The following is a 14,629-nucleotide window of genomic DNA, read 5'->3' as shown; positions in this document are numbered from 1 at the left end:
CTAAGTGAGCAAAGAACGCAAAGTTTATATCAGCGAGCTAAGAAAAAACAAAGGAACGAAGATCATTTTTTGACCTTCGTTCCTTGCTCACTTATTTGCTTGCTTATTCTCTATTTTTTACTTGCTTATTTTCTTTGCTCCTTTGCTCACTTTGTGCTCTCTGCGAGCACTACCCGTGACAGTACAGCGAAGTGGTCGGAAGCAAAGCGGCCGCCCCATGTCTGGGATATGGAGGCGTGTTGCAATACCTTAAATTTCCCTTTCAGGAAAATATAATCGATCGGCTGATCATCTACTTCAGCAGCATGCCATCCGTTAAAAGTGCCGGTAGGGCCGTAATGGGGCGTGGTGCTGATACTTTTGCTATCAGTGAAGTGTAGCGGGTTTTTAGTGTCCATCACTACCTGTATTGGTTCATCGTCGGGCGTAGCGTTGAAGTCACCGGTGATGATGGCTGGCGTACTACCGGCAATGTTATGTACCTGCTGTAACAGAAAACGGGCACTTTCTCTTCTTGCCACCTTACCCATGTGATCAAAGTGGGTATTAAAATGATAGAATATTTTTTTGGTTTGTTTGTCCCTGAACTGCCCCCATGTGACAATACGTGTGATGGCAGCGTCCCATCCTTTGCTGCCGGGAACGTCCGGTGTTTCTGACAACCAGAACGTAGCGGTTTTCAGCAACTGCAGTCTGCTGGTATCGTAAAAGATAGCGGAGAATTCCCCTTTGTTCTTTCCGTCATCGCGGCCACCGCCGATGGATTTGTAACCGGGCAGCAACCGGCGCAGGTCCTCCATCTGGTCGAACAGCGCCTCCTGTACTCCCAACGTATTTACCTGATGGAATAACACTTCCGATGCTACTTTTTCTTTGCGATAAGGCCATGCATTGAGGCTGTCGCTGCTGGTGTTCATCCGGATGTTAAAGGTCATTACCTGCAGCGGCGCCTGTGCCATCGCTGCGCCCATGAGCAGGCATAATACGCCTGTCAGCCATATGTTTCTCATATCATATCTGTTTAGCCGGTAAAAATATCAATCGCATTGCTTTATGTCAAGTGCCTATGGATGGATGGCAGTTTTCAGTGTGGCAAGTTGTGCCAGCAGGATAGCGGTGGAGATGCCCAGCAATTCCCGCATATTCCGGAGTGCACGGGCTGCCAGCTTATACGCGCCCTTTACAGAGATGCCCATGATAGCAGCAATCTGTTCATAATCCAGTTCCTCGAAATAACGGAGATATAATATTTCCTTCTGGCGTGCATTGAGCTGATTGAGCGCTTGCAGCAGCTGCTGCTGTTGTGCCTGCAATTGCTCTTTTTTAATATAGGCGTGCTCGGTGGAGAAGTGCGCATGGAAGTCATGCTCCTGCTGATTGAAAGCTACCATTACTGCATTGCGCCGGGGACGAAGCCGGTTGTACAGGGTGCCCCGCAGCGCTACAAACAAGTAGGGACGGGCATCTACGGTGGTACTGAGATTATCTTTGTTCGTCCATAGTTTAATAAACAGCTCCTGTATCACATCCTTCACTATATCCTCGTTGGGATGCAGGCGCATACCATATTCATATAACCGTTCAAAATAACGGTCATATAAATGTGCAAATGCCTGTTCGTCGCCTTGTTGTATGGCTGTCCAGAGTGTAGTGTCAGATACTGTTAAAAGGTCCATCTCCTGGTTGATCGGCTAAAAGTACAAAAAAATGTATAGCCGTACCAGGTTGTTACGCTTTCATATGATCATAAATAAATATTGAAATTATATATCGATATAATATCAATGAAATCAGTACTTCTATAAGTTTTAATTAAAAAATTATAAAAAAATTGAAAAAAAGTGGGGTGTTTTGCGCCGTCCTTGTGTTCTGTATGAGCACGGGACAGTTGTTACTGACTCTCCTGTGATGATTACTGTGGTGCTAACGAAGAACTGATTTGGAGCAGAACTACCATTTATTTACCAAAGCGGACTTTCTGGAAGATGCCTTCTTTCTGGAATGGGTGAAGCATGGCACACCGGAAGCGATAGCCTTCTGGGAGGCCTATCGGGACAGTGCGCCTCCTAACGCCGCGGCGTTGGAGGAGGCCCGGGAAACGCTCACGGCTATCCTGTGCCTTAAACGGATAAAGCCGGCAGATACGGCCAAAGCGCAGGTGTGGTCGCAGATACAAGCACATCTCGCTGCTGAAACACCGGTGGTGCCTATTACACGCTTTCGCCGGAAACGCTGGCTGGCAGCGGCGGTACTGCTACCGCTGATGCTCCTCACTGCCTGGTACTTTATGCGGCCGTCCGGCATGCATCGGGTGGAAAGCGGCTATGGACAACAGGTCCGCGTGAAGCTGCCGGATGCCTCTGTCGTGATCCTCAATTCACATTCGGCGCTCACCTATCATAACTGGAAAGATGGCAAACGCGAAGTATGGCTGGAAGGGGAAGCCCTCTTTGAGGTAAAGCACACGGAGATGCCCGCTGCACAGCATTTTACAGTGCATGCCGGCAAAGTGGACGTGGAAGTACTGGGTACTGTCTTTAACGTAAAACAACGAAGGGAAATCACAGAAGTATATCTCCGGCAGGGGAAAGTAAAAGTATCGTCGCCGGACAACGGGCAAATATTGTTATTACAACCAAATGAAAAAGCTACCTATCACCGCCGGGAACAGCTGCTGGCGAAGAATACCGCCGATGCCAAAACCGCACTGGCATGGCGTGAATACAAAATGTTACTGAAACAGACTACCGTCAGGGATATCATTCACACGCTGCAGGACACCTATGGTTTCACCATCATACTGCAGGATACATCCATTGCCAACCGTACCCTGGAAGGGACATTATCCCTGAATAATGTAAATAATGTATTGTTTGAATTGTCTGCAATACTGAATGTAAAAATTGAAAAGAACAATGATACGCTGTACCTGAAAGATAACGGTCAGCGCGGATATTAAACAGATCAATTTTAAAAAACCAAGATCAATGAGGATTTGTACCAGACAAAGCCTTTGTGGCTTCCTGTACCTATGTGTACTGTTACTCACCAGCGTCTGTGCTTTTGCACAGGACGAGCGTGTTGTCCGGACGTCGGCGGCGATACCGGTAAAATATGCGTTGGAGCGGGTGACAGCCATCTATGGCACCACCTTCATGTATGAAGGCGACCTGCTGAAAAACAGAACCACCAATGTAGTGGTAGAAGCGCTGAGAGCCCGTCCGGTGGAAGAGGTGCTGAAAAGAATTCTGTATCCGGCGGAGTTATTGTTTTTATATGTAGATAAAAACCATTACACCATTGTGTCCCGGCAGCAAAAAACAAAAAAGGCGGAGAACCTTGTCTACGGCCCTGTTGCGCCTGATGAAGAAATACGCACCATCAGCGGCCTGGTCAAAGATATGTCAGATACGCCCCTTCCCGGTGTAACGATCCAGCTGGAAGGCGGCAAAAAGTGGGCGGTGACGGACAATAGCGGCTATTATATCATCGCTGTGCCGATGAGCGCCAAAGCATTGATCTTTACCTACGCAGGTATGGAACGTAAAAGAGTGCCCCTCGGTTTGGCGGTTTCGATGAACGTCTATCTCCAAAGCAAAACACTGGACGAAGTAGTGGTGACCGGCTACCAGACGCTTTCCAAAGAAAGAGCTACCGGCGCCTTTTCCACCGTGAAAGCCGCTGATCTCGAAAAACGCCGTATCTCCAGCCTGTCGCAGGTACTGGAAGGCACATTGCCCGGTGTAGTGAGTTATAACGGTAGCATCAGCATCCGCGGTACCAGCACCTTTATGGCCAATAGCGCACCGCTATACGTAATTGACGGATTCCCGGTGGAAAATACCTACTATGATATCAGTACCGGCGTGTTGCGGGAGTCTGTTCCTAACATCAACCCGGAAGACATTGAAAACATTACGGTACTGAAAGATGCGGCGGCCGCCTCTATCTACGGCGCCCGCGCTGCCAACGGCGTTATCGTGGTCACCACTAAAAAAGCCAAAGCAGGTACCACCCGTATCAACTTATCCGGCGATTTTGCCGTAAAACCGAAATACGATCTTTCCTATTTGCGGAGAGCGGATGCCAGCGAGTTGATAGACCTCACTTATAATTATTTTGATAACGATCCTGCCTATAAGGCAAACCCACTACAGGAAGCTAACCGCCTGCGTAACTATGCAGGCGCCATGACACCGGCGGTAGATATCATGCTGCAACTGGCAGAAGGAAAAATTACCCGCGAGCAAGCGGATGCCGGCATGAACCAGCTGCGTGGCATGAACCTTTACAATAAGCAGCTGCTACAACTGCTGCGCCCTGCTGCCAATCAGCAATACAACCTGTCTCTTTCCAAAGGTACTGCCGGCAACACTTTCAACTTTTCTGCCACCTTCCGGAATGAACAAGGCTATCAACGGAACGATAACAATAAATCACTGGGCCTGAATTTCCGCAATGTACTGTCGGTCAACAAATGGCTGACTGCCGAAGCTGGCGTATACCTCAACTATGGCGATTCCAAAGGTCCCGGCGCTGATGCAATAGGCCTCACAGGAATGATCAACGATCAAATGCCGTTTGAGCCCATCGTAGATGCGAACGGTAATCCCTTGCCGCTGCGTAACAGGCTGCAGGAGACTGAAATAGCGGATTACAAGAAGTACAATCTCTATTCTGCCGACAAAGTATTACAGGACGAACAAAATTATAATCAGGTACGTCAGCTCGACATTAAAACACGGGCCTACGGCAAGCTGAATGCTAAGATTCGCCCCTGGCTGACTTATGAAGGCATGTTCCAGTATGAAAAGAACAACGGAAAATCTGAGCAGTTCCTGAACGCTGAATCCTACTACATGCGGGATAAAATGAATAGCTTCACCTACCTCGACACGAAAGGTAATGTGGCAAATAAGTTCCCGCAGGGCAATGGTTTCCGTACCTTCAATAATTACCTGCGCGCCTATACGTTGCGCAATCAGATCAACTTCAACAAGTCGTTCGATAAACATGAAATAGTGGCCATCGCCGGTTCAGAAACCCGGGAGGTAAAAAATAACCGCGATTTTATGGCGATGTGGGGCTATGATCCGCTCACCTTACAATATGTGCCAATCAACAATGTTACCGAACTGATGACGGGTATGACAGGCCTGAACAGACATCAGGGAAGGTTGTATAGCTATAAAGACCTGTTGACAAAAGGGGAGGTGATCAACCGTTATTTCTCCTTCTATGGAAATGCCAGCTATACTTATAATGATAAATACATGGTGAGTGGCAGTATCCGGTACGATCTCTCTAATCTTTTCGGTACCAATCCTGCTTATCAGTACCGTCCGTTGTGGTCTGCCGGCGGCAGCTGGATCATGAGCAAAGAGAAATTCATGGAGGATATCTCCTGGCTCAATCTCCTGAAACTGCGGGCATCTTATGGTATCAATGGTAACGTGTCCAAAGAAGCGGGGCCTTTCATGACGGTAACTTATGGGCTTAATACACAGACCAACAACCAGACAGGCTCTATCAAATCACCGCCGAATCCCAATTTGCGCTGGGAGCGGACTACCACTACCAACTTCGGTGTTGACTTTGCCATCCTGAAGGACCGCCTCAGCGGCGCCATCGATGTGTATCAAAAGAAAAGCGACGACCTGCTGACCTCCGTGACGATCGACCCTGCATTGGGTTTTACGTCCGCTACGCTGAACAACGGCGCTATGGAGAACAAGGGCATTGAGCTCATGCTGAAAGGACAGATCATCCGTCAGCGCAACTTTGGCTGGGACGTAACGATCAACGGTGCTTTCAACAAGAATAAAGTCACCCGCGTAGACCTCAAGCCCGGTACAGCTTCCGCGCTTATCTCCGACGGGGACGCGGGCTCCAATTTTTTACTGGGAAAGCCCTATAAAAGCCTGTACAGCTACCCTTACGCAGGACTGAATAATTATGGCGAACCGATGATATACGGTCTGGATGGTGTGGCTGTTAATGCAGCGGTGACCAACCCTGATATTGCCCGGTACAGCGGTTCGCTGGTGCCTGTTTTCAGCGGCGCATTGATTAATAATATCAACTGGCGCAACTTCCAGTTGTCCTTTATGTTCGTTTACCACCTGGGTAATATGATGCGTGGCGAGGCGACTGTTATTGGCGGTTTGCCTAACAGTGCAGATGTCATCAGTGGTGTGGCCGACAAAGTATGGAAACAACCCGGAGACGAATTGTACACCAATGTACCACGTATTTCGTGGGAATACGATCCGCGGAAAGCCAATTTCCGCAGCGCTTATTACCGTTTTGGGGACCAGAACGTGGTGAGTGCTTCGTACATCAAAGCACGTAACCTGGCACTGACTTATTCCCTGCCCAAACAGTGGATTAAAAAGGTGAAGGTGGCGGATGTTCGTGTACGTTTTCAGGCAGATAACCTTTTCTATATTGGGTTTAATGGCCAGGGCATAGACCCCGAAGCCTGGAGCCTGCGTACGGGCGGCCGTTACCTGCCTGTCATGCCTGGTTATAACGCAGGGTTTAACATCACACTTTAATGATCATCAGCACAAAAGATATGTATATGAAAAAGATCATGCCGTTTGTTTTGGGAGGAAGCCTGATGATAGGCGCTGCCGGCTGTAAAAAATACCTCGAAATAGTGCCTAAGGGAGAGAAAATCCCGCAGACACTGGCAGATTACAAACCTTTGATGGAAAGCAAAGCTGCTCATACTTTCGACTATACCAATCAGGCAGTAGTAGCCAACGAATTTTATACGCCATTGCAACAACAGGTGGCGATCAATCTCACTACCATCAATTTCAACTGGCAGGAAGATAAGAGCCGTGCGGAGCTGGTGGTGGACGATGCCGCATATAACGGCGCGTACAGTGGTATTTTTATCTATAATACTTTGGTGAACAATGTGCCCAATGCCACTACCGGCAGCACCGCGGAAAAGGCCCAGCTGGTAGCGCAGGCACGTATCGGCCGCAGTATGTTGTATTTCTACCTGATTACTTCCTACGCTAAAATGTATGATGCGGCTACCGCCGCCACTGATCCGGGTGTACCGTTTAATATCAGCGGTGATACGGAAGATCAGCCGAAACAGTTGTCGGTGCAGCAGATTTATGATTTTATCCTGAAAGATGTGAATGCTGCCTTGCCGGACCTGCCTAAAGTAGCGGAGAATGGCTACTACGCCAGCAAAGGCGCTGGTTATGCTTTTCTTTCCCGGGTACATCTGTTCATGCAACACTACAGCGAAGCAGCGGCTTTTGCTGATCAGGCCCTTGCTGAAAACAGTGCGCTGTTTGACTATATCGGATATTACAATGAGAACAAAGCGATATTTGATAAGCCGGTGACCTCTGTTACCGTACCGAAGTTTGAATTTACCAGTCCGGAGAATTACATTTTCCATTACGGTAGCAGCATTGTGCAGAATCAGGGCTTTTATGCTTCTTCTGTGCGTTATGCAGATTCTGCACAGTTTGACAACGGTGATGTACGTCGGTTGGTGAACCTGGCCCCCCGCAGCACCGGTGCTAATGGGGAAACGCTCTGGGCTTACAGAAGAACGGATAATGTGAACGCAGGAGGTATCCGGACGCCGGAGATGTATTATGTGAAAGCAGAATGCCTGGCACGTGGCGGTAAGGTGGCCGAAGCGATGACTGCACTGAATACCGTTCGCCGCAAACGTATATTGCCGACTGTTTATAGCGATGTAACCGCTGCTACGGCTGATGAAGCTATCCGCCTGATACGTCGTGACCTGTTATGTGAATACCGGGGCACGGGTTTGCCTTACCTTACTTATCGCCGCTTCAATAATGACCCACAGTATAAGGCTACCATCACTAAAATGGAGGGGACGAATACCTATTCCATCAAGCCGGAGTCGCTCATGTGGATCATGCCTTTTTCTGTGAAAGCGCTGGCTTACAACAAGTCTTTACAGCAAAACTCGAAATAGGAAAAACTAAAACCAACCATCGAAAGCAGGTCGCCGGTATTTACCGGCGGCCTTTTTTTATCCGTGCGTATTACGGTTTAGCTGTAGGATAAGATCGGGGTCCGGGCAATTTTGCAGGTATTTGTCGCGCTCACTGTAGCGGCATACGCCGGGATAGTCACCACGGTAATGCATCATATCTGTCACGATCTGAAAATGCAGATGGGGAGGCCAGCCACCATTTTCGGAAGGGGTACCGAACCAGGCAAACTGTTGCCCGGCGGCGATGGGCATCTTTTCGTAGAGGCCTTGCAGGTTGGAGATACTAAGGTGCCCGTATAGCGTGTGAAACGTATAACCGTCCAGTTGATGTTGCAGGATGATGGTCGCGCCATAGTCCCCGAAGTGGTCATTGAAACGGAAACTATGCACGTGGCCGTTGAGCGGTGCAGACACCGGCGTGCCGGAAGGGCCCCATATATCGATGCCCAGATGCAGCCTGCGTGGCTCTTCTCCGGCATCAAAATGAGGGCTGACAGCATAGATGGTGCGATGTTCGTTATAACCACCGATGCCCAGCCGGCAACCGCCGGAGGCCAGGGTTTGGGTAATGTAGCGGCAGAACCGGTCTATATTGTTCAGGACAGGTTTGGTGAGGGTAGTATTGTTGGCCGTAAAATCCATGACCAGCAGCTGTTCGTCGGGATGAAGCAGCGTGATCACCGGTTGGAAGGTGGATAGATGTTGTTTTAATACCTCCTGTAACATATTTTGTCAGCTTAAACTGTACATCTAAATATAAATATTAATTTGTGTATAAAATAATCAGTTACCCCGTGGTGTATCCTGTCTATGTGTCTGTTGCTTCTCTTCATCTTCCGTTGCATGTGATAACGGAAACGCTGGGTATGTTCATCGGTTTCCGGTATTTCCTTTTCCTGCGGCGCCGCCAGGGCGATCGGGTAGATAGTAACAACCGCATCTGGGCTGTTATTGGCGCTACCTTCGGCGCTTTGCTGGGCAGCCGTCTGCTGGGGGCACTGGAGAACCCGCCCGCGCTGTTGCATGCAGATAACGCGTTGCTATATATCTACCAGAATAAAACCATTGTAGGTGGACTGGTAGGCGGATTGATAGGGGTGGAAACCATTAAAAAGCTGGTAGGAGAACGACAGTCGACCGGCGACCTGTTTACCTATCCGCTGATATTGGCCATGATCATCGGCCGTATTGGCTGTTTCAGCATGGGAGTGTATGAAGAAACCTACGGTGTGCCTACTACCTTGCCCTGGGGGATGAATTTGGGAGATGGCCTGCTACGGCACCCGGTGGCTTTGTATGAAATTGTGTTCCTGTTGCTGCTATGGCAGCTCCTGCGTATGATCAGCCGGCGTTACACGCTGGTTAGCGGCGCCCGCTTTCAACTATTCATGATCGGATATTTATTGTTTCGGTTTTTACTCGATTTTATCAAGCCAGGCTATCGGTTCGCTTTTGGCCTTGGCTCCATACAACTGGCCTGTCTGGCCGCACTGATTTATTACGCGCCCGTTATTATTTTCCCATCACGATTAATTGAGAAACAATATGCCTGAGAAAAATTATACGTACTACGACTTTACGGTAAGTATCTGTAGCACCTGTCTGCGACGTGTAGACGCGAAAGTTATATTTGAAGATAACAAGGTGTTTATGGTGAAAAACTGTCCCACACACGGAAGAGAAAAAGTGCTCATCGCTACAGACATCGACTATTATAAAAACACCCGCAACTATAACAAACCATCGGAAGCACCGCTCAAAACCAATACCCGTACACATTATGGCTGTCCGTATGACTGCGGGCTTTGCCAGGACCATGAGCAGCATTCCTGCCTTTCCGTGATAGAGGTGACCGATCGTTGCAACCTCACCTGTCCTACCTGTTATGCCATGTCTTCGCCTCATTACGGACGGCACCGCACGCTGGAAGAGATAGAACAGATGCTGGACATTGTGGTGGCCAACGAAGGGCAGCCCGACGTGATCCAGCTCAGTGGCGGCGAACCGACAATTCATCCGCAGTTCTTCGAAATACTTGATATCGCCAAACGTAAGCCTATCCGCCATCTGATGATCAATACCAACGGTGTACGGATTGCGAAAGATAAAGAATTTACTGCCCGCCTGGCTACCTATATGCCTGATTTCGAAGTATACCTGCAGTTCGATTCTTTCCGGCCGGAAGCGCTGGAACGTATGCGGGGAAAAGATCTGACCGATATCAGGAAACAGGCGCTGGAAAACCTGAATGAGGTAAATCTCAGCACTACGCTGGTGGTAACGTTACAACGTGGTGTCAATGAAGATGAAATGGGTAGTATCATTGAATATGCCCTGCAGCAACCGTGTGTGAGAGGGGTTACCTTTCAACCGGTACAGGTGGCGGGTCGTACGGATGATTTTGATCCGGCTACCGACCGTATAACGCTGACGGAAGTACGTCAGCGTATACTGGAGCAGTCACCCATCTTCAATGCGCATGATATTATTCCGGTGCCTTGTAATCCGGATGCACTGGCCATGGCCTACGCGCTGAAAATAGACGGGAAAGTATTCCCGCTCACCCGTTTTGTAGATCCGGCCGTGCTGCTGAACAATAGTAAAAACACCATCGTATATGAACAGGATGAAAAACTGCATCAGCACGTACTGAAAATTTTCAGTACCGGTATTTCCACTGATGCGGCGGCCTGTGATATGCAGTCTTTATTGTGTTGCCTGCCACAGGTACAGGCGCCCGGACTGGATTACAACAATCTTTTCCGGATTGTGATCATGCGGTTTATTGATGCGTATGACTTTGATGTACGCGCTATCAAAAAATCCTGTGTGCATATTGTACATAAAGATGGCAGGATCATTCCGTTTGAGACCATGAACCTGTTTTATAGAGATGATAAAGAAGCATATTTGAAAACATTACAGGAAGAAAGAGCATCCGTTCAGTCATAAACGTTATATATGAAACCTTTTGTTCAAAAGCTGTTGTGGTTGTTGGGTATACCGCTATCAATTGCTTTAGTGATGGCTATTACGGGTGATGAGGGGATTGTGGGCGCAGGCTTGCTGCTGTTATTGGTGGTACCTTCGTATCTGGTCGTAGGCTGTATTCTGGCGATATTCTCCAAGGCTGGCGCAGAAGCAGGTAAAGCCATGGTATTGGCTGCCGGTATTATTATGGTGGTGGGTTTGTCTACCTGCGGACTTATCATGGCAGGGCTTCATTAGCGATGTTTAAAAACGATGCTTATGCGCAACTTCTGGTGGAAAACCGGTTACCTTACAATAATACCACTGCTGATTTTTCTCACTGCGTTAGGTATTGGCAGAGGAGATAACCTGGAACCGGCAGGCATACTGCTGGGTTTGCTGGTATTGGCTTATGGTATTGTAGGCGTGATGCTGCTCATATCGGAAGACCGGGAAGAAGGGCTGGCATTGTTATTATCAGGGTTTATCATTATGCTGGTGGCGTTTATCACCGGATGGATATTGATCTGAGGATTTTTGGATGTAGGATTTTTTGATTTTGCAAATAAAAGAGCGAAGACCAAAGCGCGTGGTAAAACTCGCTTTGGTCTTCGCTTTTATCTATCTACGAAAATCAAAAAATCGTACATCAGAAAATCCCTAAATATTATATGACCACATTGATCATTCTGCCTTTTACGATGATGACTTTTTTCGGTTGTTTACCATCGAGCCATTTCTGTACCACTTCGCTGGCCAGCACTTCTTTTTCGAGGGTGCTGTTGTCTGCGTCCAGCGGGAGGCCCATTTCAGTACGGGTTTTACCGTTTACCGCAATCGGGTAGTTGAACGTGCTTTCTTTGGTATAGCTTTCGTCATACACCGGATAGGCAGCGTCCAAAATGCTGGTGGTATTGCCTAACATATGCCACAGTTCTTCCGCGAAGTGTGGTGCATAAGGAGTGAGCAATATCAGCACTGGCTCCAGTACCGCGCGTTTGTTGCATTTCATCGTGGCCAGTTCGTTCACGCAAATCATAAACTGGCTGACAGCGGTATTATAAGAGAAACTGTTGGTATCACCATCAATTTTGTTGATGGTTTTGTGCAATATTTTCAGTTCTTCCGGTGTAGCGGCATCGTTGGTAACGATGAGGCCTTTGTTTTCATCAACGAACAGGCGCCACAGCTTCTTCAGGAAACGGTGTACCCCTTCAATGCCTTTGGTGTCCCATGGTTTGGACTGTTCTACAGGTCCGAGGAACATCTCGTACATGCGGAAGGTATCGGCGCCGAATTTATTTACCAGATCGTTCGGGTTGACAGTATTAAAGAGGCGTTTACTCATTTTTTCCAGCAGTACGCCGCAGATGTATTTCCCATCTTCCAGGATGAAGGTGGCGTCAGCGTAATCGGCTTTCCATTTTTTGAAGGCTTCCAGGTCCAGTTCCAGGCCGTCTACGATGTTTACGTCTACGTGCAGCGGATCTGTTTCGTACTGGTCTTTCAGGCCATGGGAAACGAACTGTTGGGTGCCGCGGATGCGATATACCAGTCTGGAGCTACCGCCAATCATACCCTGATTGATCAGTGACTTGAATGGCTCGTCGAATCCGATGTGGCCCAGGTCATAGAGCGCTTTGGTCCACATGCGGGAGTAGAGCAGGTGCCCTACGGCATGCTCCGTGCCGCCTACGTATACGTCCACCTGATTCCAATAATCGGTGGCTTTACGGTCGGCGAAGGTGGCGTTGTTGTGTGGGTCCATATAACGCAGGAAGTACCAGCTGCTGCCGGCGTAGCCAGGCATGGTGTTGGTTTCGCGTTTTACGTCTGGCGCTACGTTTACCCAGTCGGTGATATTGGCCAGCGGGCCTTCACCTTCTTCTCCGGGTTTGTATTGGTCTACGTGCGGGAGTTCCAGCGGGAGGTCTTTTTCGTCCAGCGGGTAGGCCACTCCGTCTTTGAATACGATCGGGAAGGGCTCGCCCCAGTAACGTTGGCGGCTGAAACCGGCGTCACGCATTTTAAAGTTGATCTGGCGCTTGCCGATCTGCATTTCCTCCAGTTTGTTGATCACCGCGTCCATGGCAGGTTTCATGTCCATGCCATCGAGGAAGCCGCTGTTTTGCAGTTGGGCGTCTTTGGTGGGATTGGCTTCTTCACCATTGAAGGCATCCCCGATGATGTTGGTAATGGGGATGTTGAAGTGGCGGGCGAAGCTAAAGTCGCGCTGGTCGCCGCAGGGAACGGCCATTACGGCGCCGGTGCCATAGCCGGCCAGCACGTATTCCGCGGTCCATACCGGTATTTCACGGCCATTGAGCGGGTTGATGGCATAAGCACCGGTAAAGCAGCCGGTGATTTGTTTCACGTCTGCCATACGTTCCCTTTCGGAACGGCTTTGTACGTATTCGAGGTATTTTTCGACCTCGGCTTTTTGTGCCGGGGACGTGATCTGTTGTATCAGCTCATGTTCCGGAGCGATCACCACGAAGTCCACACCGAAGATGGTGTCCGGGCGGGTGGTATATACTTCGATGGTATGGTCGGAGCCTTTTACGGAGAAGGTCACTTCGGCACCCTGGCTCTTACCGATCCAGTTACGCTGCATTTCCTTCATGGCATCGCTAAATTGAACCGTTTCGAGGCCGGTGAGCAGGCGGTCGGCATATTCAGTGATGCGCAGGAACCACTGGCGCATTTTCTTTTTTACGACGGGGAAGCCACCGCGTTCACTCACGCCGTTGATCACCTCATCGTTGGCCAGTACGGTGCCCAGGGCAGCGCACCAGTTCACTTCGGCGTAGTCGAGGAAGGCGAGGCGGTATTGCATCAGCACTTCCCGTTGTTCTTTTTCGGAGTAGTTTTTCCATTCAGCAGCGGTGAAGGTGCGCTGACGGTCACCCGGGCAGGCATGACGGCTGTTGCCTTCCTGTTCGAAGATGGCTGTCAGGGTGCTGATGGGCGCTGCTTTCGCGGTGATACGGTTGTACCAGCTCTCAAACAGCTGCAGGAAAATCCATTGGGTCCATTTATAGTAAGACGGGTCGCTGGTGTTTACCTCGCGGTCCCAGTCATAACAAAAGCCGATATTGTCCAGCTGCTCCCGGAACGCTTTGATATTCTGGGCGGTGGTTACAGCAGGGTGCTGACCGGTTTCCAGGGCATATTGCTCCGCTGGCAGGCCGAAGGCGTCGTATCCCATAGGATGCAGCACGTTAAAGCCTTTTAGCCTTTTATAGCGTGAATAGATGTCCGTTGCAATATAACCCAGCGGGTGGCCAACATGCAGACCTGCCCCGGAAGGGTAGGGGAACATGTCCAGCACATAACATTTGGGCTTGGGGCTGTCATTGCTTACCTTATAAGCGTGGGACTCCTTCCATTGCTGTTGCCATTTCTTTTCGATTGCCCTGAAATTGTATTCCATATCTCAATGTAGATGAACGATAATCGACCGGGGTATAAACAATACATCCGGGCTTTACCGCGTTATCAGTTATAAATTTAAAATCGGATGATGCCGTTTCGGCAAAATAATGTTAAAAATATTAATACAGCAATGACATCCCCCAACATCTTTATATATTGCCGTTTTCTTAACATATATTGCTGCCAGTGACAGGTTGGACTGGCAAAATTAAACACATA

Annotated in this window: 11 protein-coding genes; 7 read left to right on the top strand and 4 right to left on the bottom strand. The window is 49.0% G+C overall.

The window, feature by feature from the left end; translation table 11 throughout:
- Positions 1 to 146: 146 nt before the first annotated feature.
- Complete coding sequence (locus ICL55_RS08275; protein ID WP_188095952.1) at positions 147 to 1,010, bottom strand: endonuclease/exonuclease/phosphatase family protein; 864 nt, start codon at positions 1,008 to 1,010, stop codon at positions 147 to 149.
- Positions 1,011 to 1,064: 54 nt separating this feature from the next.
- On the bottom strand, positions 1,065 to 1,676 hold the full coding sequence (locus ICL55_RS08270; protein ID WP_188095950.1) for an RNA polymerase sigma factor: 612 nt from the start codon (positions 1,674 to 1,676) through the stop codon (positions 1,065 to 1,067).
- A 263-nt stretch (positions 1,677 to 1,939) separates the two neighbouring features.
- Here ICL55_RS08270 and ICL55_RS08265 point away from each other — a divergent pair, with 263 nt between their 5' ends.
- The 3 genes from ICL55_RS08265 to ICL55_RS08255 are packed head-to-tail and all read left to right on the top strand — an operon-like array spanning position 1,940 to position 7,984.
- On the top strand, positions 1,940 to 2,959 hold the full coding sequence (locus tag ICL55_RS08265; protein WP_188095947.1) for a FecR family protein: 1,020 nt from the start codon (positions 1,940 to 1,942) through the stop codon (positions 2,957 to 2,959).
- Between the two features lie 28 nt (positions 2,960 to 2,987).
- Positions 2,988 to 6,557, top strand: a complete 3,570-nt coding sequence (locus tag ICL55_RS08260) for a SusC/RagA family TonB-linked outer membrane protein (RefSeq protein WP_188095945.1) — start codon at positions 2,988 to 2,990, stop codon at positions 6,555 to 6,557.
- Between the two features lie 26 nt (positions 6,558 to 6,583).
- Positions 6,584 to 7,984 carry a RagB/SusD family nutrient uptake outer membrane protein gene (locus ICL55_RS08255; RefSeq protein WP_188095943.1) on the top strand — a complete coding sequence of 467 codons (1,401 nt, stop codon included), beginning with the start codon at positions 6,584 to 6,586 and terminating at the stop codon, positions 7,982 to 7,984.
- 57 nt (positions 7,985 to 8,041) lie between these two features.
- On the opposite strand, the gene ICL55_RS08250 is transcribed toward ICL55_RS08255, so the two are convergent.
- Positions 8,042 to 8,731 carry a peptidoglycan DD-metalloendopeptidase family protein gene (locus tag ICL55_RS08250; protein WP_188095942.1) on the bottom strand — a complete coding sequence of 230 codons (690 nt, stop codon included), beginning with the start codon at positions 8,729 to 8,731 and terminating at the stop codon, positions 8,042 to 8,044.
- Positions 8,732 to 8,775: 44 nt separating this feature from the next.
- Here ICL55_RS08250 and ICL55_RS08245 point away from each other — a divergent pair, with 44 nt between their 5' ends.
- Genes ICL55_RS08245 through ICL55_RS08230 form a run of 4 tightly spaced genes read left to right on the top strand, consistent with a single transcriptional unit; the run spans position 8,776 to position 11,506 of the window.
- Entirely contained in the window at positions 8,776 to 9,558 is a 783-nt protein-coding gene (locus tag ICL55_RS08245; protein WP_188095940.1) for a prolipoprotein diacylglyceryl transferase family protein, read from the top strand.
- On the top strand, positions 9,551 to 10,957 hold the full coding sequence (locus ICL55_RS08240) for a radical SAM protein (RefSeq protein ID WP_188095938.1): 1,407 nt from the start codon (positions 9,551 to 9,553) through the stop codon (positions 10,955 to 10,957). Before ICL55_RS08245 ends, ICL55_RS08240 begins: the two co-directional genes overlap by 8 nt.
- 9 nt (positions 10,958 to 10,966) lie before the next feature.
- On the top strand, positions 10,967 to 11,233 hold the full coding sequence (locus ICL55_RS08235) for a hypothetical protein (RefSeq protein ID WP_188095936.1): 267 nt from the start codon (positions 10,967 to 10,969) through the stop codon (positions 11,231 to 11,233).
- A 21-nt stretch (positions 11,234 to 11,254) separates the two neighbouring features.
- On the top strand, positions 11,255 to 11,506 hold the full coding sequence (locus ICL55_RS08230) for a hypothetical protein (RefSeq protein ID WP_188095933.1): 252 nt from the start codon (positions 11,255 to 11,257) through the stop codon (positions 11,504 to 11,506).
- Positions 11,507 to 11,642: 136 nt separating this feature from the next.
- Here ICL55_RS08230 and leuS read toward each other — a convergent pair whose 3' ends face one another.
- Positions 11,643 to 14,408: a leucine--tRNA ligase gene (leuS, locus tag ICL55_RS08225; RefSeq protein WP_188095931.1), complete on the bottom strand. Its 2,766-nt coding sequence runs from the start codon at positions 14,406 to 14,408 to the stop codon at positions 11,643 to 11,645.
- Positions 14,409 to 14,629 lie beyond the last annotated feature (221 nt).

This window comes from Chitinophaga varians (genome assembly GCF_014529945.1).
GTDB lineage: Bacteria > Bacteroidota > Bacteroidia > Chitinophagales > Chitinophagaceae > Chitinophaga > Chitinophaga varians.
This window is presented reverse-complemented; position numbering and strand designations above follow the sequence as displayed.

Bases quoted from the DNA above. Each gene is read 5' to 3' on its own strand.
- ICL55_RS08275 (WP_188095952.1), bottom strand. From the start codon at position 1,010: ATGAGAAACATATGGCTGACAGGCGTATTATGCCTGCTCATGGGCGCA.
- ICL55_RS08270 (WP_188095950.1), bottom strand. From the start codon at position 1,676: ATGGACCTTTTAACAGTATCTGACACTACACTCTGGACAGCCATACAA.
- ICL55_RS08260 (WP_188095945.1), top strand. From the start codon at position 2,988: ATGAGGATTTGTACCAGACAAAGCCTTTGTGGCTTCCTGTACCTATGT.
- ICL55_RS08255 (WP_188095943.1), top strand. From the start codon at position 6,584: ATGAAAAAGATCATGCCGTTTGTTTTGGGAGGAAGCCTGATGATAGGC.
- ICL55_RS08250 (WP_188095942.1), bottom strand. From the start codon at position 8,731: ATGTTACAGGAGGTATTAAAACAACATCTATCCACCTTCCAACCGGTG.
- ICL55_RS08240 (WP_188095938.1), top strand. From the start codon at position 9,551: ATGCCTGAGAAAAATTATACGTACTACGACTTTACGGTAAGTATCTGT.
- ICL55_RS08235 (WP_188095936.1), top strand. From the start codon at position 10,967: ATGAAACCTTTTGTTCAAAAGCTGTTGTGGTTGTTGGGTATACCGCTA.
- ICL55_RS08230 (WP_188095933.1), top strand. From the start codon at position 11,255: ATGCGCAACTTCTGGTGGAAAACCGGTTACCTTACAATAATACCACTG.
- leuS (WP_188095931.1), bottom strand. From the start codon at position 14,408: ATGGAATACAATTTCAGGGCAATCGAAAAGAAATGGCAACAGCAATGG.